The organism is Paenibacillus sp. NPDC058367, assembly GCF_042723305.1.
GTDB lineage: Bacteria > Bacillota > Bacilli > Paenibacillales > Paenibacillaceae > Paenibacillus_AQ.
Genome location: NZ_JBHXIZ010000012.1, coordinates 1 through 22799 on the forward strand (window position 1 = coordinate 1; position 22799 = coordinate 22799).

Below are 22799 nucleotides of genomic sequence, written 5' to 3' on the forward strand. Positions count from 1 at the left end.
CTCTTTTTTTAACTTCTTTTTCGAGCTCGGCATGTGTGTTTCTCGGCCAGAAATAGAATATATCATGTATAGAGATTCATTGCAACACTTTTTTTCAAACAAATTAGTATTAAGCTATATATCCTCATAACGATACCAGAATCTTTACCTTCTGATCAACAGTAGCCAAGGAGAACCGCCGCTAGACAGCTCCCCTGTGCTCATTGTTGTATAAATACTATTCGTTTGTACGGTTACGCATATGCGGGAATAGCAGTACGTCACGAATAGATGCAGAATTGGTAAGCAACATGATCAAACGGTCTACACCGATTCCCAGTCCACCTGTAGGAGGCATACCATATTCCAAAGCACGGATAAAGTCATCGTCCATTTCATGAGCTTCGTCATTACCTTGCTCTTTCTCCTGGATTTGTGCTTCAAAGCGTTGACGCTGGTCGATCGGATCATTCAATTCACTAAATGCATTCGCATGTTCACGACCCACAATAAACAATTCAAAACGATCGGTGAAGCGTGGATCCTCATCGTTTTTCTTCGCCAGTGGTGAGATTTCAACCGGATGTCCCATTACAAAGGTAGGCTGAATCAGAGTTTCCTCTACAAATTGCTCGAAGAAAGCATTAAGGATATGACCGAAAGACATGTGCTTCTCTACAGGTACACGGTGCTCTTTTGCCAGAGCCTGTGCTTCCTCATCTGTCATATGAACACTGAAATCAACACCGGTTACTTCTTTAACGGCATCAACCATAGTTACACGACGCCATCCTGGTGACAGATCTACCGGCTTGCCTTGATAGTCGACCTGTTGAGTTCCTAATACCTCTTGGGCAATATGAGCGATCATATTCTCCGTAAGGTTCATGATGTCCTTGTAATCAGCATAAGCTTCATACAGCTCAATCATAGTAAACTCAGGATTGTGACGAGTCGAAATTCCTTCATTACGGTATACACGACCGATTTCGTATACTTTTTCCAGTCCACCAACAATAAGACGTTTCAAATGAAGCTCAATAGCAATACGCATATAAAGCTGCATTTCAAGCGTGTTGTGGTAAGTAATGAACGGACGCGCTGCAGCTCCACCGGCAATCGCATGAAGTGTAGGTGTCTCAACTTCAAGATAGCCAAGTGAATCCAAATAACGACGCATAGATTGAATGATTCTTGAACGAGCAATAAAGGTCTGTTGAACTTCCGGATTAATAATCAAATCAACATAGCGCTGACGGTAACGCAGCTCTACATCTTTAAGACCATGATATTTCTCAGGAAGCGGCAACAAGGACTTGGACAAGACTTCGAGATTATGCACTTTGATGGAGGTCTCGCCTGTTTTGGTTTTGAATACTGTTCCGCGAACGCCGATGATGTCTCCTAGATCGAGAACATTGAACGCTGCGTATTGCGTTTCAGGAATGCTGTCTTGACGAACATAAAGCTGAATTCTTCCACTGAGATCTTGGATGTGCGCAAAACTGGCTTTACCCATAACACGTTTTGCCATAATGCGACCCGCTATGCTGACTTCAACAGATAGCTCGTCCAATTCTTCTTTAGAAAGTCCATCATACTTCGATACTAGGTCGCCAGCGTTAGCTGTACGCTCATACTTTTTGCCGAAAGGATCGATACCAAGTCCTCTTAGCTCGTCCAATTTGGCACGGCGGATTTGCAAAAGCTCACTAAGTTCGTTCTCTGCATTCTCCACATTATTCATTTCCTCGGTCATGCTATTCATCCCCTTGCAGATATAAATCCCTTATATTTTGAAAAAAAGCTTCCCTAAGGAAGCTTTCCCAAACAATGTTCCCTTATCTGCCTGCATACAAGAAAACTACTTATACATTCGGCAGCACATCTATTTACAGACTATAAGATCTGTACACTACTTCATTCTGATATCGAGAATTTTATATTGAATAACGCCTGCAGGTGTATTAACGTCAACAATCGTGCCTATTTTCTTGCCGATGATGGCTTTGCCTACTGGACTTTCGTTGGAGATCTTATTATTCAGTGGATCGGACTCCGCTGTACCTACGATCGTGTATTCCATAGTGTCACCATATTCCAAATCTTCAACACTTACAGTAACACCGATACTTACCACATCAGTAACGATCTCGTCGCTATTAATGATGCGCGCGTTGCGAAGCATCTTCTCCAAGGTGATAACGCGTCCTTCGATAAAAGCCTGCTCATTCTTCGCGTCTTCATACTCCGAGTTCTCACTGATATCTCCGTAGCCAATCGCTACCTTAATCCGTTCAGCAACCTCGCGGCGTTTCACAGATTTGAGGAATTCCAGCTCATCTTCCAGACGCTTTAGCCCGTCCGGCGTAAGGATGACTTCTTTATCGCTCATCTCAACCGATTCTCCTGTCGTATACATTTATTGAAAACACCATACTATATGCTAATCTAGGAGGATAAGAACCCTCCCTGCTGCATTGCTCTTACTGTAACGGCGATTTTATACTGTGAAATTATATTGGAACCGCTACAAAATGTCAATGACACCACATATAAAGTGGGATGTGTTCAAAAAGCGTAAGGAAAACAACGTTTATACTGCGGAAGCAGACATTTCATTACCCTTATTCTCTTCTTCATGCTTTAGTTGAACGACAAAATCATTCAAAATCTTCACCATTCCATCACGTTCTGTCTCTAACATGAGCACATCCTTTACTCGTGCAGCAGACTTCAGTCCTTTTAAATACCAAGCCATATGCTTACGCATATCCCGAACGGCTACTGCTTCTCCCTTAAGTGCAACCAGCCGATCCATATGAAGAATGGCAACCTTAATCTTCTCATCCAATCCAGGTTCAGGCATCAGTTCCCCGGTGCTTAAATACTGAATCGTACGGTACAGCATCCATGGGTTACCTAGCGCACCACGCCCGATCATCACGCCATCACAACCGGTCTGATCAAGCATAGCTCGAGCATCTTCAGGTGTATTGACATCACCATTGCCGATAACCGGAATGGAGACCGCTTCTTTTGCCATCTTGATATAATTCCAATCTGCACGCCCCGTGTAGAGTTGCTCTCGTGTTCGTCCATGTACACTGACAGCCTTGCCACCGGCACGTTCTACTGCACGTGCATTATCTTCGACAAAAATATGCTCGCTATCCCAGCCAATCCGCATTTTCACGGTTACGGGTTTATCGACAACATCGACAACTGCAGAGACCATTTCATAGATTTTATCGGGATTCAAAAGCCAGCGGGCTCCCGCATCACATTTAGTTACTTTAGGCACTGGGCATCCCATATTGATATCGATAATATCAGCATTGGTTTCTTTATCAACCACTTTAGCTGCCTGCACCAGTGATTCTCTATCCCCGCCAAAAATCTGCAAACTAAGCGGTTTCTCCCGTTCATCCACGAACAACATTTCGCGAGTACGAGTATTTCCGTGAATAATAGCCTTGTCGCTCACCATTTCCGCACAGACTAAACCTGTTCCAAACTCTTTAGCGATTAGACGAAAGGCCGGATTGCACACCCCAGCCATAGGTGCCAGAACAACTTGATTTTTCATCTCAATGTCGCCAATCTTCAGCATTCGTATCACTTCCATTATTCCTATTTGAATTGCTTAAAAATTATGAGTCAGGGTTCACCAACTCTTCGGTTGTAACCCCTAGTACATTCGCAATTTTATCTAAAATTTGATCTTCCAAACGTCTATTGCCCCTCTCGACTGCGCCAAGCACAGCCAAGGAAATTCCAGTGAGATCCGCAAGTTCCTGTTGAGTATAGCCTTTTAGCTTGCGGAATGCCCTGACCCTCCGTCCCATACGCTTGTTGTCCACAACCGAATTCCTTCCTTCCCGTCTATGTCTTGAAGCGCTGCTGTAATCAACTTGCGGAGTCCGGAAGACTGTTCATTCTGTGGAACGATATCACTGAGCGGAAGCATTACAAATGCACGCTCAAACATGCGCGGATGCGGTAACGTTAAATGCGGAGTATCAAGTGCCTGGCCCTCTACCCACAATAAATCTAGATCTACCGTTCTCGGTCCATAGCGAATATCCCGGATACGACCCAGCTGCGTTTCGATCCCCAGCATTACTTCCAGCAAGGTCTCTGGCGCAAGCGTCGTGCGCAAAGCTGCTGCCATATTAAGAAACTGCGGCTGATCTAAATAACCTACTGGCTCTGTCTCGTAGACTTTGGAGCAGCGAACTACCGATATTTCATCATGATTATTCAGTCTGTTCAAAGCCTCTGACAGCGTGCCTTCACGGTCGCCCAAATTAGCCCCTAAAGCAATATAAGCCTCTGATTCTTCAGAGGTGGAATGTATATTCATGGACTTTGTTCTCACTTTCTAGTTCTGCGCAGCTCCACAGTCACTCCCTGAAAATGAATGTCGAATGGCGGATGCGGTTTAGTTACCTTTACCGTTACTGCATTGATAACAGTATAAGTGTCCAGTACGGAGGATGCAATATATTCTGCCAGAGCCTCAATTAACTTAAAGGACTTTATTTCGACAATGTTTTTGACCAGTTCATGCACTTCAGCATAGTTTACGGTTTGGTTCAAATCATCGTTCTGGCCCGCTCCCTGTAGATCAAGTTCCAGCTCCAAATCAATATAAAAACGTTGGCCCAGCTTACGCTCTTCTTCAAAAACACCATGATATCCGTAATATTCCATTCGATGCAGTGTCATTTTATCCATCTTTAAACCCGCCCTTTTTATAAAATATCTTTATTCACGCACCAATGGAGGTGCAGCATACAACATCGCATCACACATCTTGACCGTTCGTTTTATTAGGGACACATCATGCACTCGTACGATCTGGCAGCCCTGAGCAATACCAAAGGCTACTGTAGCTGCGGTACCTTCCACAACATCATCAGCGGGCAAATCAAGTACGGTCCGGATGAATTTTTTGCGTGAAGTCGCCAGTAACAGTGGATAGCCAAACTCAGTCAACCCGTCCAAAAGCATCATCGCCTGCAAATTTTCATTAAAATCCTTCGCAAAGCCGATCCCTGGATCCAAGATGATATTGGCTGACTTCACTCCTGCGGCTAAAGCAAGATCAATACTTTCCTTAAGGTCTGCCGACATATCCGCACCTAGATTCGTATAATCACGGTCCTGCCGGTTATGCATCAAAATAATGGGACAGTCTGCAGCTGCTGCCACTACCGCCATTTCCGGATCAGCCTTACAGCCCCATATATCATTAATGATATGGGCACCAGCAGCAATAGCTTGGCGTGCCACTTCAGCTTTGTACGTATCTATAGATAACGGAATATGCGGTGCCGCTCGATGAATACTCTCGATGACAGGCAATACACGAGCTAATTCCTCTTCAAGCCCCACTGGCTTATGACCAGGACGGGTAGATTCTCCACCAATATCTATAATATCAGCACCGTCTGCGGCCATTTGTAGCGCATGTTCTACTGCTTTGTCCGGATCATCCCAAAGTCCTCCATCTGAAAAAGAATCCGGGGTTACATTCAGGATGCCCATAATCAGCGTTCGATTTCCCAATTCCAAATCAGTATTTCCACAGCGGTATGTCCGCTTGAATATGGCTGGTCTCATTTCGTTATTCCCGTCCTTTCTCTATAGAATGAAATCAAATCCGAAGTCATTCTGCCGCAAAGACCATCGCCTACGGTAAATTTTTTATCTTTTTCCCAAAGCGTTGTGACCGGGACAATTTCTTGTACGGAATTAGTAAGAAATACTTCGTCGGCTATTTTTAACTGCTCCCAATGATATGCGCCCTCTTCTACCCTAATCCCAGCACTACGAGCCAGCTCCATTACCATTTCCCGGGTAATTCCCGGTAGAATCCCAGCTGAGATATCTGGAGTGTAGAGAATATTGTTTTTTATAAAAAAGATGTTGCTGACAATGCCCTCTGCTATGATCTCTTGTGCAGTCAACATCAGTCCTTCAGCACCATTCGCCGCAGAGGCATAGCCACTAAGCTCACGCTTGGCCAAAATATTATTCATATAATGCAGAGACTTGAATCGCACTGCTCCCTCCGGAGTGTTACGCCGTAAGGACAACAGTTGCAGGTCTTTGCCTTCGCTATATATCTTTTCGGATACTTTCGGCAGCGCTTTGATGTACAGCAAATGATTGGGTTCGCAATAGTCGCCCGCAGGTAATCCGAGAATATCCTCACCAGCCGTCACGGTATAGCGTATATAAGCTTCTTTTAATTCATTTTTGTCCATAACACGCTGGATCCACTCCTGCAGCTGTTCAACATCCTGCGCAAATGGAATACCAAGCTCCTTGCAGCCCTCTGCCATACGCTTCAAATGACGCTCCAGCAGAAAAGGCACTCCCCCATACGTCCGAAAGGTCTCGAACAATCCTATGCCGTATAAAAAACCGTGATCCAGGGCGGAAACCACGGCTTGTCTTGCATCTATGACACCATTGTTAAATCCTATATATTTCATGCCGTTTCTCCGGCTCTCCGTTTCAAGAAATTACGCAGCATCGTATGACCATGATCCGTAATAATCGATTCCGGATGGAATTGCACACCTTCGATAGGGTATTCTTTATGGCGCAGTGCCATAATCTCCCCTTCTTCGGTCTCCGCTGTAATCTCCAGACAATCCGGCAGACTCTCGCGCTCTACAATCAAAGAATGATATCTTGTTGCCGTAAAAGGAGACTCCAGACCTTCAAAAACCGACGTGCCCTTATGATGAATCGGGGATGTCTTTCCATGCATCAAACGCTCTGCACGAATAACATTTCCACCAAATGCTTGGCCTATCGCCTGATGACCAAGGCATACGCCGAAGATCGGAATAATACCTTTGAAATGATGTAACAATTCCAAACTGATCCCCGCTTCATTAGGTGTACATGGTCCTGGAGAAATTAAAATATGATCGGGAGCCATTTTTTCAATCTCTTCAATGGTAATTTCATCGTTGCGGTGTACTTTAACCTCTTCCCCAAGTTCACCCAAATACTGTACGAGGTTATACGTAAAGGAATCATAATTATCGATGACCAAGATCACAGTGTTTCTCCCCCTTCGGCGCCGCTGGTAGTTTGGGATTCCTGCTGTAACTCACTACAGAGTACTGCCTTCACTACCGCTTTGGCTTTATTATGGCATTCACGGTATTCACGGTAGGGATCAGAGTCGATCACGATGCCCGCACCTGTCTGAATATATCCGACTCCATCCTTTACAGCCAGTGTTCTAATAATAATATTTAATTCCATATTTCCGTTATAGTCAATAAAGCCCATGGATCCTGTATACGGCCCACGCCGAACCGGCTCCAGCTCTTCAATGATTTCCATTGTTCTTACTTTGGGCGCGCCTGTAATCGTTCCCCCTGGGAACAATGCTGCGATTACAGCATAAGCATCCTTATCCGGTGCGACCTGGCCCTCTACCTGCGAAACGAGATGCATCACATGAGAGTAGCGCTCCACCGTCATCAGCTCAGGCACGCTGACGGATCCATATGCAGCGACACGCCCGATGTCGTTGCGCTCCAGATCGACAAGCATAATATGCTCGGCGATCTCTTTTTCGCTCCCGCGAAGCTCCGCCTCCATGGCGGCATCCTCCGCGGGAGTCAGGCCTCGGCGCCGGGTGCCGGCGATTGGCCGTGCGCTCACTTTGTCCCCGTGCAGCTTGACGAGCAGCTCCGGTGAAGCGCTGGATAGCGCGAAGCCGGGCGACCGCAAGAGCCCCATGTACGGGGACGGATTGAGCTTGCGCAGCCATTCGTAAACATCCTCCGGCGAGGACTTCAGCTGCGCCTCCTGGCGCAGCGAGAGGTTCACTTGAAATACATCGCCTTGGCGGATGTATTCCTGAACGTCCAGCACGGCCTGCTGGAACTTCTCAGGCGAGAAGGCCGAGGTCATACCCGGCCACTCCCCTGAGGAATCTGTGAGGGCCTCAATGCTACCTTTGACCTCTTCGTTCAATCCCGAAGCAGCGGATACCAACTGCCACTGCTCTACCATTCGCCCAGCCTGTTCTATAGCACCGAGATAAAGGTTCTGCAAATCCTCCATCCCACATTCTGCTGGAACCGGGACATGAACAGCACAATAAAGCACATGCTCTTCGTGATCATAAATCCATACCTCATCCATCCTCATAAAGAGATAATCAGGAAAACCGGGATCATCTTGTGCGAGAGACGGTAAACGCTCCAATGAGCGAACCACATCGTACCCTATAAATCCAATACATCCACCGGTAAATGGAGGAATGCCCTGAACGTTTAGACTTGGCGAGGTGAAACCTGACATCCATTGCTGTAGCAGCTCTAGCGGCTGACCTAGCAGCGTTGTTGTCTCATGTGAACCCTCATCGGCTGTATGACCCAATGATTCGGGAGAAAGGCTAAACACCTCAGCGCCTTCTCCCTTGCCTTTTAATATTGATACAGGATTTAAACCTAAGTACGTATAGCGGCCACCCTTGCCACTCTCCAACACTACGGAGTATTCGGAAGCTAGTTCCCAGGCCTTCTTCCAGGATACGGGCAATTCCCCCGAGCACTTGGGTGATTTTATAATCAAGGGGAACATGCTCCAGTCTTCAGCTGCCCATTGTTCCCACTCATTCCATGTCGTTATGATTTCCAAAGCCATCCTCCTAAAAGTTTTATGAAGCAATTACATCATAGACATCACTTCGCAATAAAACTCGCTTCGTAAGCATTTGCTTAGTTTTATCTAGCAATCACTTATTATTAATCATCAGTAGTATATTGCCTGTCAGTATACTGTACTTAAGGCATTATTGAAAAGCCCCCAGCTATAGGAAATTAATATGGCTTTTGAGTCTTCGGTAAAAACCTTAACATTTTTCAAAAATATAAAATTAACACGTCTAGGGTGTAGTATATCCACAGAACCTTTTGCCCATATAATCAACGAAAAGAGTCTCCATCACCACCAGAAAAGTGGTATGAAGACTCTTATAAATTACGTTATTGCAAACAATTACGCTTCGAAATTATAAAGTGGTGTACTCAGGTAACGTTCACCATTACTTGGGATGATGACAACTACCTTCTTGCCAGGACCGAGGTCTTTAGCAACCTTAAGTGCTGCAAATACTGCTGCACCGGAAGAAATGCCAGACAAGACGCCTTCTTCTTTAGCTACACGGCGTGCAGTTTCGAATGCTTCATCGTTCTCAACATGGATGATCTCATCATAAATGTCCTGGTTCAGGATTTCAGGAATGAAGTTTGCTCCGATACCCTGAATTTTGTGAGGGCCTGGTTTGCCTCCTGCCAAGATTGGAGAAGCAGCAGGTTCCACAGCATAGATCTTCACGTCAGGATATTTGCTCTTCAGCACTTCACCTGCACCCGTGATCGTTCCACCTGTTCCGATACCTGCAATAAAAGCATCCAGTGGGCCTCCGATGGACTCAATAGCTTCAACGATTTCAGGTCCAGTGGTCTCACGGTGGATCTTCACGTTCGCTTTATTCTTGAATTGCTCCGATGGGAAATAGCTTGGGTTCTCTTTCAGAATTTCTTCCGCTTTCTTAACCGCACCATTCATGCCTTCCGATCCTGGAGTCAGAACCAATTCTGCTCCGTATGCACGAAGTAGATTACGGCGTTCCAAGCTCATGGTTTCCGGCATTACGATAACTGCCTTATAGCCTTTAGCCGCAGCCACAAGTGCCAAGCCAATACCAGTGTTACCACTGGTTGCTTCTACAATTGTACCTCCAGGTTTCAGTAGACCTTCACGTTCAGCTTCTTCAACGATGCTGATTGCGATACGGTCTTTTACGCTTGATCCCGGATTCTGATATTCCAATTTCAAATAAATATCTGCGGAGCCTTCCTGTGCCAGACGATTCAAACGAACGAGCGGAGTACCTCCGATCAATTCTGTTACGTTGTTAACGACTTTAGCCATGAGCAAAAACCTCCTTAGAATGATAAATGCGATATAAGAACGTAAATTGTGACTTTACTCTTCTGTATGTGTGTCCCTATTATGCAATAATAACTGCTATAAAGGGGTATAGATATTGGACCACCGTTAGTTATTTCCGACTAAAACGGTAGGTTTTACGTTAATATCATATTATCAATCTTGCAGGCTGTTGTCAATATTTATTGCCACATCATATTTCGTGCGCAAATCACTCTCCACTTGCTGTAGAGGGGGTGCTTGCTCCAACGCTAGCTCTTGACGTATCAGCGCCCGAATTTCCTTTTGATCAGGAATATTTTGTGTGTGAATACTCTCTAGTCGAATGATAGCGAAGTCGTCCTCCGCCTGAATCGGCCCCGCTATATCACCCTCATCCAAACTAGCAGCGGTCTTAAGCAGTCCCTCAGGCCAAAAAGGATCGTCTTCCTCTACTTTGCCCAAACGGCCTCCTTGCAGCCGACTCTCTGCATCAATGGAAACTTCCCTAGCTAAATCAGCAAAATTCTCGCCCTGCTCCAAGCGATCCATTACTTGCTCGCCTTCGTCATAAGATGAAACCTTAATCATGGAGAGTTCCAATTCCCTTTTGGGAGTGAAACGCTCCGTGTTTTGGTCTAAATAAGTATCGATATCAGCTTCCTTAATCGTAATACCATCAGTGGCTATTGCTTGTAAGGTCAGACGATAAGCCGTTTCTGCGAACACTTCCTGACGAGATAACCCCAGCTGAGACTGCATTTGTGCATAATACTGTTCTTCCGATCCGTATCCAACCATAGTTCGTGCAAGTTCTTGCTCAACCTCATCGTCGGTCACGGTAATCCCCAGAGCCTTTGCTTCCTTCTCCACAACAATATGATTGATCATTCCAACCAGCACTTCGTGGCCATGCTTTTTTTTGAGCTCATCCATCCACTGCTTATCTGTTATCGGTAATCCGCCTGCAGTCGCTGCATCCGGTGTTTCGTTTTCTGTTGTATCCCCTTTTAGAAGAGCCATGGCGCGTAAGCTCCAGAACAATAGGCCCCCGAGCATTAAAGTTGCAACAGCCAGAATAATAACCGTATTGCGAAGTGCACGTTCCTGTCTCGTCATCATCCCATGCCCTACGATTTCGCTTGTTCTAAAATGACCTGTAATTCGTCCTTATTAAAAACATAAGCCTCGTTGCAAAAATGACATACAACTTCAGCCTGCTCATCTTCTGCAATTAATCTCTCCAGTTCATCTTGCCCTAAGCTAACCAATGTCTGCTCTACCCGCTCACGCGAACATTGACAAGCAAAGTTAATATCCAGTTCATCCATAACTATGGCATCCGGCAAAAGAAAACGCAGCATTTCTTCTGGCTCTAGACCCTGATCAAGAAGTGTTGTCACGGAAGGCATAGCCCCTAGAGCTTTTTCGATCTCCGTAATCTCCGCATCCGTCAGTCCTGGAAGAAGCTGCACGATAAACCCTCCGGCTACAATCACTGACTCATCGGTATCCACTAATACACCTAAGCCAACTGCAGCTGGGGTTTGTTCAGAAACAGCGAAATAATAAGTGAAATCTTCCGCAAGTTCTCCGGAGATGATAGGAATACTACCTCGATAAGGTTCCTTCAAACCTAAATCCTTTATAATATCAATGAACCCTTCAGTTCCTACGGCTCCAGCAACATCCAATTTGCCCATACTATTGCTAGGTAAGTGAATGTGAGGATGGTGTACATAACCGCACACTTCTCCCAACGCATTGGACTCCGCAACGATTTGCCCGATCGGTCCATCCCCTTTGACCATGATACATAGCTTCTCTCTTCCTTTGAGCATAGCGCCCATCATGGCTGCAGCGGTAACTGTACGTCCAAGTGCGGCTGTAGCCGTTGGATACGTATCATGTCTGCGCCGCAATTCCTCGACCAATTCTGTTGTGCGGACAGCAAACGCTCTCACTTTACCATTCATAGCCGTTCCACGGATAAGTCGATCCTTCTTTTTTTCCATTGGGTGCATAGCCCTCCTATCTCTTCGCCCTTTAGGCTTCTTTATCTTTATTGGTTACGGTCATAAATAATTCGTAATCCTTCTAGTGTTAACATAGGATTTACTTCGTCGATACAATCCGTCTCCCCCGCAATTAGCGAGGCGAGGCCTCCAGTAGAAATAACCTTCAGTTCCGGAGCGTTCATCTCGATTTTGATACGCTTTACAATCCCCTCGACTTGGCCTGCATACCCAAAAATAATACCAGCCTGCATAGCGTGAACTGTATTACGTCCGATAACCTTTTTAGGCTTCTCCAACTCAATTCGTGGCAGTTTCGACGCCCGCTGGTATAAGGCCTCTGTAGAAATAACAAGACCCGGAACAATCGCTCCTCCAAGATAATTAGCCCCTGCATCGATACAGTCGAAGGTCGTAGCCGTACCAAAATCAACAACAACAAGCGGACATTTATATTGTTCAATCGCAGCCACAGCATTAACAATCCGGTCTGCGCCAATCTCACGCGGATTCTCATAGCGAAGATTAAGTCCCGTTTTTATCCCTGGTCCTACGAGTAACGGATCTTTGCCTATATACTTTATACACATATCCACGATAGTCTTAACCAGAGGTGGAACTACCGAGGATATAATTACACCTTCCACATCTTTGACAGAGATCCCTGACATCTGAAAAAGATTGTGTATCAGCACTCCATATTCGTCCACGGTGGATTGGCGCGCAGTACTTAGCCGAAAATGATGTAACAATTCGCGCTTTCTGTATACACCGAGAACAATATTGGTATTACCGACATCGACAGCAAGCATCATGATGAGGACCCTTCCTTCTTGGCATTAAGGTCTAGACTAATATCCAGACTGGAAAAGGAGTACGTAAGGCGTCCTACAGAAATCACATCCACACCTGTTTCTGCGATCCCACGAACCGTTTCTAACGATACATTGCCGGAGGCCTCTGTCTTGACATGTGGAGCTTTAGCTTTAATCCTAGCCACCGCTTGCTTCATCATCTCGTTAGACATATTATCAAGCATAATAATATCAGCACCTGCTGCCAGCGCCTCTTCGACTTGCTCTAAGTTCTCAGTCTCTACTTCAATGCTCATCGTATGTGGAATGTTCTTCCGCGCACGACCTACTGCCTGCCTAATACCACCTGCACCTTTGATATGATTGTCCTTGATCATAACCGCATCATATAGACCAAAACGATGATTAAAGCCTCCACCAACACGAACTGCATATTTTTCCAGCATACGATGTCCTGGTGTAGTCTTACGTGTATCTACTAGACGAGTCGGTAATCCATCGAGCACCTGTACGAAAGATGACGTACGTGATGCTACACCGGAAAGACGCTGCATCAAGTTGAGTGCAAGCCGTTCACCCGTAAGAATTGCATGTGTGCTTCCCTCTACCTCAATAATTACAGTCCCTTTTGTCACTGCTTGACCTTCTTCTACAAGGGCTGTAAAGCTAAGCGTAGGATCAACAATTTCAAAAACCAACTCTGCAATCGGGATACCACAAATTACGCCATCTTCTTTAGCATGAATAATCCCTTTAGATTCATGGCCAACAGGTATTGTCATTTGTGTTGTTACATCACCGGAACCAACATCTTCCCGCAGCCAAGCCTTAATGGATTGTACTAGTTCTTCATTGTAACCATTAAACATCATCGCTTAATTCCTCCACTATTCCCAGATCGCGAATTTGAAGCAGGTGCTTGCGCCACTGATCATCACTTCGCTGCGGGTAATCCTCACGGTAATGTGCCCCGCGACTCTCTTCCCGTGCTAGAGCAGACTCTGTCACGAGCAAACAGCAGGTCAGCATATTAGCGAACTCGTATTCCTCGCGTTTAGTCAATACGGATCCAAAGATGGGTAGCTGCCGTTTCAATTCTTCTATTCCCTTAGACAAGGTCTCTTCATTACGTCGTAATCCAGCATATCGAACCATTACCTTTTGTAGCTTCAAACGGCGTTCCACAATAGCTTGAGTTGGCGAATCAACACGCCCTTCGTTGCTACTAACTGATGTAACATCACGTCCAAGTGGAGATAATTGGCGAATCCGCTCAATAATACGATGTCCAAAAACAACTGCTTCCGATAATGAATTGCTTGCTAATCGATTAGCCCCATGTACGCCTGTGGAAGAAACCTCCCCGCAAGCAAACAATCGAGGAATCGTACTCTCCCCATTCAGATCGGTCTTAATGCCCCCCATCATATAATGCGCAGCTGGAGCCACTGGAATCCAATCACTTGTAATATCCAGTCCATAGCCCATACAGGTCTCATGTATTGTAGGGAAACGATGCTTCACCATTTCTGGGGATTCATGCGTAATATCCAAATAGACAAACGTTGACTTTGTAAGCTCCATTTCACTTACAATAGCCCGAGCTACAATATCTCGTGGGGCTAGCTCAAGCAACTCATGATATCGCTCCATGAACCGCTCTCCATTAATATTGCGCAATACTGCTCCTTCCCCACGAACTGCTTCGGAGATTAGGAATCTAGGAGCTCCAGGATAACTCAATGCTGTAGGATGAAATTGAATAAATTCCATATCTCGTATATGAGCCCCGGCACGATAAGCAATGGCTACCCCGTCGCCTGTAGCTACTTCAGGGTTGGTAGTGTATCTAAATAATTGTCCTGCACCGCCAGAGCACAAAATAGTCGCATCCCCTTGCAGGAATAACCGTCCGCCGCCGGGACGCTGCAACAATGCGCCTACACATTCTCCACCTTCAGTGATGAGATCAATGACATAATGATCATCCCACACCTCAATGTTCTCATGTTCAGCTACCTGTTCAGCCAAGGCACGAACAATCTCATAACCTGTAGCATCTCCATTAGCATGCAAAATACGACGGTGACTATGCGCTCCTTCCTGCGTCAAAGCCAGTACCCCATCTTCCTTATCAAAAAGAGTACCTAAACGAATTAGCTCATGAACTCTATCTGGTCCTTCATTAACAAGTGCATCGACAGCTGTGGATGAGCACAGACCTGCTCCCGCCATTAATGTATCCTGCCGGTGGTAAGCAGGGGAATCGTCCTCAGCGATTACAGCTGCGATCCCCCCCTGTGCATAGCGAGTATTACTCTCCATTACTGATTTCTTTGTGATCATAATGACACGCCGATCTTCACTAGCTTTAATAGCTGTGAACAATCCGGCAATCCCTGAACCGATAACAATACAATCTGTCTTTACTTTAGGAATATCCCGAAGATCAAAATCAACCAAATATTGTGGAATCATGACCGCGTTTCACCTGTTTCAACGAAAGAGTAGCGCATACTACCGGACTTGTAGCATGCGCTCTAGGGAAGTTCTGGCTTTGTCGGCGACAGCAGGCGGTACATAGATTTGTGGCTTCATCGTCTCCAGGCATTTCACCAGTTTTTTTAGATTGTTAACTTTCATATTAGGACAAACAAGAAATTTTGTAGCAAAATGGAATTCTTTATCCGGACTATCTTTACGAAGCTGATATCCTGTACCATCCTCAGTTCCAACGATAAATTGCTTACGGTCAGATTTCCGGCAATACTCGAGAATGGATGTAGTACTACCTACATAATCACCCATGGCCACTACTTCCGGACGACATTCTGGATGAACTACAAATTCTGCTTCTGGGTATTTCGCTCTCATTTCTACTACATCTTTAACAGTCAACATATCATGAGTGTTGCAATAGCCTTCCCAGATAATCAGTTTTTTGCCGGTCTGATCTTGTACGTATTGACCAAGATTCTTATCGGGTACCCAGATAATTTCTTCAGCATCGAGGGATTCGATTACTTTCACGGCATTGGCAGAGGTACAACAGATATCAGTTTCCGCTTTAATCTCTGCAGACGAGTTGATATAAGTCACCACTTTAGCATTTGGATGTTGCGCTTTAAGCTTACGCAAACCGTCTACATTGACCATATCAGCCATTGGGCAGCCTGCACGTTCATCAGGAATAAGGACGGTTTTGTTTGGAGCCAAAATTTTAGCACTTTCCCCCATGAAATGAACACCGCAGAATACAATAACCTCTGCATCAGTCTCTGCAGCCTTCTGAGCGAGTAAAAAAGAGTCTCCCCGGAAATCGGCAACCTCCTGAATTTCATCACGTTGATAATAATGAGCTAAAATGATTGCGTTTCTTTCCTTCTTAAGCTGTTCAAGACGTATACGAAGTTCTCGATTCTGTTCCTGCTTACGCTCAAGTGCCAGAGCTTCCACCGATTGTTCTCCCCCTTAAATCTTCGCGGCTTTACGCCGGTGCGATGTTATCAAATGGCATGAGCCATCATCCGAAAAAATGAATAAGCTGATGTTAATAGTAAGTAATATTAATCACTAATGTACACAACGTTCCAGCCCCTGTCAATGTGACTAGACAGGCTTCCAAGCATGAAATTACCTAAAAATTAAAATAAAAAATCCGGAGAGCAATTACGCTCTCCGGATTAATTTACATCTTATGAATAGTGATCCTGCTTAGGTAAGGCTAGTTCCGCCGCCTTTATTGTCATCATCAGATCCGTCATTACCCTCAGATTCAGGTTTGTTCGGGATTTCCTTTGATAGGTTCGGAGGCGTGGAATCAGTATCTTCAGACTTGCCTTGAATGCGGACACGCACATCACCGATATTATCAATGACAGGTTCGCCAACTTCAAGCGCAACGCCTTCGCCACCCTCAGCCTTACCATCTTCAGAAAGGAATCCTTGTTCAATCAGCTCTTTAATCTGATCAAGCTCAAGTGTTTCCTTCTCAAGTAACGTATTGGCAATCAGGTGCATTTCTTTAGAGTATTTGAGCAACAGTTCTTTACAACGTTCGTAGCTCGAAGTAATAAAGTTCTGCATTTCTTGATCAATCTCATAAGCGATGGAATCACTATAATTCTGTTCATGCCCAATATCACGACCCAAGAATACTTGGCCTTGAGACGAGCCGAACTGCATAGGTCCAAGCTTATCGCTCATACCGTACTCCATGATCATGGCACGCACGATGCGCGTAGCCTGTTGGAAGTCACTGTATGCGCCCGTACCGATCTCACCAATAAACAATTCTTCGGCAACACGTCCACCAAGTAATCCAGTAACCTTATCCAAAAGCTCCTGCTTGGTAACGATCATCCGATCTTCCTTCGGAAGCATAATAACATATCCGCCGGCACGTCCGCGTGGGATAATTGTAACTTTATGCACCATATCAGCATGCTCAAGGAAATAACCAGCTATAGTATGGCCTGCTTCATGGTAAGCAACAATGCGTTTCTCACGGTCACTGATAACCCGACTACGTTTCTCAGTACCCACGATAACACGGTCAATGGCTTCATCCACTTCAATCATGGAAATATCTTTGCGGTTACGACGTGCAGCTAGCAATGCTGCTTCATTTAGCAGATTCTCTAGATCAGCACCCGTGAATCCAGTTGTGCGTTTAGCGACAACATCCAGTCTTACATCTTTCGTAAGCGGCTTGTTACGAGCGTGAACCTTAAGTACAGCTTCACGGCCTTTTACGTCAGGGCGGTCAACCGTAATTTGACGGTCAAAACGTCCTGGACGAAGTAATGCAGGATCAAGTATATCAGCGCGGTTAGTTGCCGCAACAATAATAATGCCTTCGTTACCACCGAATCCATCCATCTCAACCAGCAATTGGTTAAGTGTTTGCTCGCGCTCGTCATGTCCGCCGCCGAGTCCGGCGCCGCGTTGACGACCCACAGCATCAATTTCATCAATGAAGATAATACATGGCGCGTTCTTCTTAGCGTTCTCGAACAAATCACGTACCCGAGAAGCACCGACACCCACGAACATTTCTACAAAATCGGAACCGGAAATACTAAAGAAAGGAACACCGGCTTCACCTGCTACTGCACGTGCAAGCAATGTTTTACCTGTTCCCGGAGGGCCTACAAGCAGTACGCCTTTAGGGATACGTGCACCGACAGCTGCAAATTTGCGCGGATCTTTCAGGAACTCAACGACTTCGACAAGCTCTTGCTTCTCTTCGTCCGCCCCTGCAACATCCTCGAAGCTGATTTTCTTCTTCTCTTCATTATATAACCGAGCCTTGCTCTTGCCGAAATTCATGACTTTACCGCCGCCACCTTGCGCCTGGTTAAACAGGAAGAAGAACAAGATGAACATAATGACTAGCGGGATAATAGAAGAAAGGAATGTCAGCCAAATGCTGGTACCTTCCATTTTCTTCTGAGTTAATTCAATCCCATTAACATCACTGGCTTGAATCAGTTCATTAATAGCAGCATCTGTTGGAGGAATATATGTGGAGAAGCTTTTCGATTTAGTATCGGCAGGCAACTCTCTATATTCGCCTGTAACTAAAAAGGCATTACCCTCAAACTGAACCGTCAAATCCTTCACATTGTTGCTCTTGATCTCCTGCCGTAACTCGTCGTATCTAGGGAAATCGGCGGCTTCATTTCCATTGCTCACAAACTGGACAATACCCACCACGACTAAAAATAAAATCAAATAAAAACCAGAATTCCGGATGAACCGATTCATCCCCTACCTCCTCTCGCAACACTCAAGTTATTGTACCATAGCCTCTTGGGACACCTCAAATAAAGGAAGCCAAGGGTGCCCGATCCGTATGATCAAGGCAATCAATAGTTCAATTGGAATAAATCTCAGGCTTCAGTACTCCAACATATGGGAGGTTCCGATACCGCTCGGCATAATCCAATCCGTAGCCTACTACAAATTCGTCTGGCAACACGAAGCCTGTATAGCTGGCTTCTAGATTAACCGTACGACCTGAGGGCTTATCAAACAAGGTAACCACATTGATAGAAGCAGCATTGCGGTTGCGGAGTAGCTCAATCAAATAGCTGAGCGTAAGGCCACTGTCAATAATATCTTCAACGATCAAGATATCGCGGCCTTCTACCGATACATCTAAATCCTTAATAATTTTGACAACACCAGAGGACTTGGTGGATGCTCCATAGCTAGATACTGCCATGAAATCCATCTCAACAGGTACTGTAATGGCTTTAACCAGATCTGCCATAAATATAAACGCGCCTTTTAGTACACAAATGACTAAAGGGGTACGTCCTGCGTATTCTTCGCTCAGTGTTCGACCGAGCTCCTTAATTTTCTGCTGAAGTTCCTCTTCGGTGATCAAGACTTCTTGAATATCATTTTGCAACTTGCGAAACCTCCTAAGTTATACTATGAAAGACTTACATCGACCATTACGTTTCTTCACGGTCATCCAGCTCTGCTAGAGACAATAGAAGTACCGAGGTCGTTTGCCGCCCTACTGCGGCATGCATCGAGCGTCTTACGCCCGGAATCCAGACAATATTGCCCAAACCATCACAAACGAGGGGGATCATTGAGCGTTCAGCAGCAGGTATTTTATCATCAATATAAATATCTTTTACCTTTTTGCTTCCGTTTAATCCCATGACTCTTATGGTATCTCCAGGCAATCGGGAACGAATCGTTAGTGGAAAGACCAGTTCATCACGGTCAAACCAAGCCGACATCTTCCCATAATCCTCCCCCTGTACAAAAAAGTTTTCTCTCTCCAGCACCGCCATCGACATCACCTTACCTATTTCCTCCAGCTTAAGCTCGGAATCCGGTAAAAACAGACGATATGTATAGCTTGCCTGTTGCTGCGCGGGCTTGGACGAGAACAAGATGATATCATATTGCCGCACACAAGTCAGGCCTCCACCTAAATCCAAACTCCAGGTGGTGGGATAGCTCTGCAGCGTTCCCCGACGTACAGATTCAATCTTGGAGAAATCAAGGGCAGATAGATCCGCCGACAGATAATTTAATATTAGTTTAATCAAACGCCGTTGTAAAGCGGAGGGTATGGCCGCAAATGAAGCTCTGTTAAAGGTATATTTCCCTTCCCCTTCCGAAACCAGCTCCTCAAAGCATTTTACCGCAGATGCATCCATATATTCATCCTCAGCTCCTGCAATTTCCGCAAGCTGCACAAGTGACTGTCTCACTCTGCCGTTATACCTTTCCAGAAAAGGAAGAACTTCCAATCGAACAGCATTCCGCTTGTATTTCGTCAGCAGATTAGTTGCATCCTCGGCATAGGTGAAACCTTCATTCTGACATAACCCAAGAAGAGCCGTTTTGTTAATACGTAGGAATGGACGAATGAGTTCCACCTTTTTTTCTGTTCTTTTCCACTTGATACCGGACAGCCCCGATAAACCGCTTCCTCGCAATAGACGCATAATCACCGTTTCTGCCTGATCATCCGCATGATGAGCCAGAGCAACGGAGCGCGCCCCATAACGGTGTGCGGTATCAATCAGGAATTCGTATCGCTTCTCGCGTGCTGTCCCCTCAGGGCCGAGTCCACTCTCTTTAGCCAAAGAGGGAATATCGAATTCTGCCAACTCAAAGGGCAGTCCCAATTGTTCAGCCATACCGCGTACTAGCTCTGCCTCTTCCTTAGACTCCGCTCTAAATCCGTGATTCACATGAGCGCATATTAAGGTAAGTGGCATAACGTTTAAAGCTATTTCATGCAAAACATGCAAAAGAGCCACAGAATCCGGGCCGCCGGAAACTGCGACTACAATGGTGTCATGGGGCGCCCACAGCTCGTGCTCGGCTGCTGACTCCAATACTGACTCCACCAGTCCATTCATTTGCTCCATATGCGGCCCCCCTTCTCTCTAACTATATGTATAAGTTCAAAACCGAAATACCCAATAAATTGTAAAGGCAAGCACAAACAAGGATAACCCAAAAGCATTTTTGAGCCAGCGAGGTGTGTCCATACTATCAGGACGCTTTCTACGCGAATTGTAAATATGGTTTCGCCAGAGCTCTGTAGCATCTGCGGAACCGGTGAAACCTCCTTTTAACGCCAAACAAATCCAAGAGGATAGTTTCTTGTCGGGTAGATTTCTAGCCAGCTTAAACAGCTCATCTACACTTCTTGTCTGCGGCAGCTGTAGCGCAGCTTTCTTGAGCCCCTCTTCATTCAAAAGACGAAGGCACAGTACAGCAAAAGCGAATAAATCATAACCCTCATCACTCGTGCGGCTGCCTGCATTCCAAAAGCCACGGTCATGCCATTCGGTAAACTGCTTCACACTGCGACCAATAGGACTTGTGCCCCCAAAGTCGATCAGCTCCACTTCGCCGTACTTTGATACCATGACGTTCTCCGGCTTCAAATCCCCGAACACAAAACCGCATTCATGCAGTGTGCGCAGCTTATCAAGCAGACCAAGCCCTACCAGGCCTAACCAGTCGGGACCGTTTTTCGATAAAAAGTGATGCAGAGGTTTGCCTTCAACATACCTCATTACATAGAAGGGGACATTATCCCCATTCGCAAAATCATCCGCTTCCAAAAAATAAGAAGACAATGGATTCTCACGACGAGCACGATGCTCATTCCGCTTTCGCCGTGATTGCAGCGAGGTTAGTACATTGATCTCCGATTGAAGTTCAAGTGTATCGTATCCGATTTTTAGCGCGTACCTTTCCCGTCTGCCTTCTCTTTGCACAAGATATACGGTTCCGTTCGCGCCCCTTCCCAGCATCCGCTCAACGACATAACGGTTACCCCGCCATTTGCCGTTAATTAAGGTACCAGTAGGATAGGACGGATTAGACGACATACCCACCAATCATCCCTTCTCTTTCGTCGTGGTCATCACTTAGTCGGCGTCCACGATGTTCATCCAGTGTATCATAACGATAATGTTCAAGCACCTTGAAAATAGCTGGACCCGTCGGTGTCGCGCCTCTCATGTGTAATTTAGAGAATAACGTACGAATACCTGACATGTCATGGGTCCAATCTAGATCAAGCTTGGCATCTTCGCTGCTGTTATTTCCAGGATAATGGAATACAGCAATCTCACTCTTACCTTCCCGTGCTTCCAAACTGAGCGCCAAATCGTGGATAGCATCTTCCACAGCACCCAGTTTAGGTTTCATACTAGCACTGGCATCGATAAGAAGTGCAATGCGCAGCGGTGTTGTTTCTGTCAGTTCATCTACAACTGTAACAACCTGTGAACGTTGAACAGGAGGTAACTGATCCAATGAGCCATCGCCTAGTATCTTTTTTACCTCTTTATTAACCGCCTGCTGGATCGTCTGAACCACGGTCTTGCGTGTCATCATCTGAATCGTCTGCGCCAGTTGTGGCGTTCCGACTATTCGGCTAAGGCCTCCCCCGGCCTTGGCAATGTCGGCAATCTCCCGGCTTCCGAGCTCGCCGATCGTACCATAATCAACTACACCAACCACATTTACGGTGATTCCCTCCTGCAGGGCATGCGCCGCTGCCAACACCGGACTTTCTCCTACATTCGAACAACCGTCAGTAATGAGCATAATTTGCTTCATAACCCTCAACTCCCCCTTTGTTTGAACCTCTGTTTCTAGCATATCCAGAAATGAGAGATTTCAAACGGTCGCTTTTGTTGGGGAAATTTGTGATCTGAACTAAGGGGATAGTGAATAGGGGAACTGCGAGAAATGTTTGGGCTTTCGATCGCTGTTATTATTTGATTTCTCTATTAAAACCGCCCTCTGCGGTTGAAATCAAATAATAAAGGCGAACGCTCCGCTTCTACAGCTCCAAACTTTCTCTCCGTTCCGTACCTTCACTAGTAAACAGTTTAGATCTAAAAAATTACGCGCCAAAGTCAGCGAAACTTTGAAACGTAAATAGTAGAGACCGGCGAGTTTCACATCACAGACTCGCCCCGACTTCCAAGCACGCACGACACTTCGCGTA

Annotated in this window: 22 protein-coding genes; all 22 read right to left on the bottom strand. The window is 45.7% G+C overall.

The features are described from left to right. Positions 1-217 precede the first annotated feature (217 nt). The 22 genes from lysS to ACFWMP_RS30780 all read right to left on the bottom strand — a co-directional run bounded on the left by lysS (position 218) and on the right by ACFWMP_RS30780 (position 22405). Positions 218-1738: a lysine--tRNA ligase gene (lysS, locus tag ACFWMP_RS30675; RefSeq protein WP_179085871.1), complete on the bottom strand. Its 1521-nt coding sequence runs from the start codon at positions 1736-1738 to the stop codon at positions 218-220. 156 nt (positions 1739-1894) lie between these two features. Beyond that, entirely contained in the window at positions 1895-2374 is a 480-nt protein-coding gene (greA, locus tag ACFWMP_RS30680) for a transcription elongation factor GreA (protein ID WP_042183910.1), read from the bottom strand. Between the two features lie 201 nt (positions 2375-2575). Then, on the bottom strand, positions 2576-3592 hold the full coding sequence (gene dusB / locus ACFWMP_RS30685) for a tRNA dihydrouridine synthase DusB (RefSeq protein ID WP_042183908.1): 1017 nt from the start codon (positions 3590-3592) through the stop codon (positions 2576-2578). A gap of 40 nt (positions 3593-3632) precedes the next feature. Beyond that, positions 3633-3842 (bottom strand): helix-turn-helix domain-containing protein, encoded by a 210-nt coding sequence (locus ACFWMP_RS30690; RefSeq protein ID WP_076286863.1) that lies wholly within the window; start codon positions 3840-3842, stop codon positions 3633-3635. Beyond that, a complete protein-coding gene (gene folK / locus ACFWMP_RS30695) occupies positions 3794-4345 on the bottom strand; it encodes a 2-amino-4-hydroxy-6-hydroxymethyldihydropteridine diphosphokinase (protein WP_042183906.1) in 552 nt (183 codons plus the stop codon). Before folK ends, ACFWMP_RS30690 begins: the two co-directional genes overlap by 49 nt. Positions 4346-4356: 11 nt before the next feature. Next, positions 4357-4719, bottom strand: coding sequence for a dihydroneopterin aldolase (gene folB / locus ACFWMP_RS30700; RefSeq protein WP_042183904.1), 363 nt, complete (start codon positions 4717-4719; stop codon positions 4357-4359). Between the two features lie 30 nt (positions 4720-4749). Continuing rightward, entirely contained in the window at positions 4750-5607 is an 858-nt protein-coding gene (gene folP, locus ACFWMP_RS30705) for a dihydropteroate synthase (protein ID WP_379426091.1), read from the bottom strand. Continuing rightward, complete coding sequence (locus ACFWMP_RS30710; RefSeq protein ID WP_379426093.1) at positions 5604-6485, bottom strand: aminotransferase class IV; 882 nt, start codon at positions 6483-6485, stop codon at positions 5604-5606. The genes folP and ACFWMP_RS30710 overlap by 4 nt, the downstream gene beginning before the upstream one ends. After that, positions 6482-7063, bottom strand: a complete 582-nt coding sequence (gene pabA, locus ACFWMP_RS30715; RefSeq protein ID WP_042123170.1) for an aminodeoxychorismate/anthranilate synthase component II — start codon at positions 7061-7063, stop codon at positions 6482-6484. The genes ACFWMP_RS30710 and pabA overlap by 4 nt, the downstream gene beginning before the upstream one ends. Next, positions 7060-8667, bottom strand: a complete 1608-nt coding sequence (locus tag ACFWMP_RS30720; protein WP_379426096.1) for an anthranilate synthase component I family protein — start codon at positions 8665-8667, stop codon at positions 7060-7062. Before ACFWMP_RS30720 ends, pabA begins: the two co-directional genes overlap by 4 nt. Positions 8668-9021: 354 nt before the next feature. Further along, on the bottom strand, positions 9022-9960 hold the full coding sequence (gene cysK, locus ACFWMP_RS30725; protein WP_042123166.1) for a cysteine synthase A: 939 nt from the start codon (positions 9958-9960) through the stop codon (positions 9022-9024). Positions 9961-10134: 174 nt separating this feature from the next. After that, on the bottom strand, positions 10135-11079 hold the full coding sequence (locus ACFWMP_RS30730) for a peptidylprolyl isomerase (protein WP_379426099.1): 945 nt from the start codon (positions 11077-11079) through the stop codon (positions 10135-10137). Positions 11080-11087: 8 nt separating this feature from the next. Further along, complete coding sequence (hslO, locus tag ACFWMP_RS30735) at positions 11088-11972, bottom strand: Hsp33 family molecular chaperone HslO (RefSeq protein ID WP_379426101.1); 885 nt, start codon at positions 11970-11972, stop codon at positions 11088-11090. Positions 11973-12019: 47 nt separating this feature from the next. Then, positions 12020-12787 (bottom strand): type III pantothenate kinase, encoded by a 768-nt coding sequence (locus ACFWMP_RS30740; RefSeq protein ID WP_042183892.1) that lies wholly within the window; start codon positions 12785-12787, stop codon positions 12020-12022. Further along, positions 12784-13659, bottom strand: a complete 876-nt coding sequence (nadC, locus tag ACFWMP_RS30745) for a carboxylating nicotinate-nucleotide diphosphorylase (protein WP_042183890.1) — start codon at positions 13657-13659, stop codon at positions 12784-12786. The genes ACFWMP_RS30740 and nadC overlap by 4 nt, the downstream gene beginning before the upstream one ends. Then, a complete protein-coding gene (gene nadB, locus ACFWMP_RS30750) occupies positions 13649-15265 on the bottom strand; it encodes an L-aspartate oxidase (RefSeq protein ID WP_076286871.1) in 1617 nt (538 codons plus the stop codon). The genes nadC and nadB overlap by 11 nt, the downstream gene beginning before the upstream one ends. Positions 15266-15304: 39 nt before the next feature. After that, complete coding sequence (nadA, locus tag ACFWMP_RS30755) at positions 15305-16243, bottom strand: quinolinate synthase NadA (RefSeq protein ID WP_042183878.1); 939 nt, start codon at positions 16241-16243, stop codon at positions 15305-15307. 258 nt (positions 16244-16501) lie between these two features. After that, positions 16502-18556 carry an ATP-dependent zinc metalloprotease FtsH gene (ftsH, locus tag ACFWMP_RS30760; RefSeq protein ID WP_042183872.1) on the bottom strand — a complete coding sequence of 685 codons (2055 nt, stop codon included), beginning with the start codon at positions 18554-18556 and terminating at the stop codon, positions 16502-16504. Between the two features lie 109 nt (positions 18557-18665). Continuing rightward, positions 18666-19205, bottom strand: a complete 540-nt coding sequence (hpt, locus tag ACFWMP_RS30765) for a hypoxanthine phosphoribosyltransferase (RefSeq protein WP_042183870.1) — start codon at positions 19203-19205, stop codon at positions 18666-18668. 46 nt (positions 19206-19251) lie between these two features. Continuing rightward, positions 19252-20694, bottom strand: a complete 1443-nt coding sequence (gene tilS, locus ACFWMP_RS30770) for a tRNA lysidine(34) synthetase TilS (protein WP_379426106.1) — start codon at positions 20692-20694, stop codon at positions 19252-19254. 36 nt (positions 20695-20730) lie between these two features. Then, entirely contained in the window at positions 20731-21669 is a 939-nt protein-coding gene (locus tag ACFWMP_RS30775) for a serine/threonine protein kinase (protein ID WP_188114442.1), read from the bottom strand. Beyond that, positions 21659-22405 carry a vWA domain-containing protein gene (locus tag ACFWMP_RS30780; protein WP_379426108.1) on the bottom strand — a complete coding sequence of 249 codons (747 nt, stop codon included), beginning with the start codon at positions 22403-22405 and terminating at the stop codon, positions 21659-21661. Before ACFWMP_RS30780 ends, ACFWMP_RS30775 begins: the two co-directional genes overlap by 11 nt. Positions 22406-22799 lie beyond the last annotated feature (394 nt).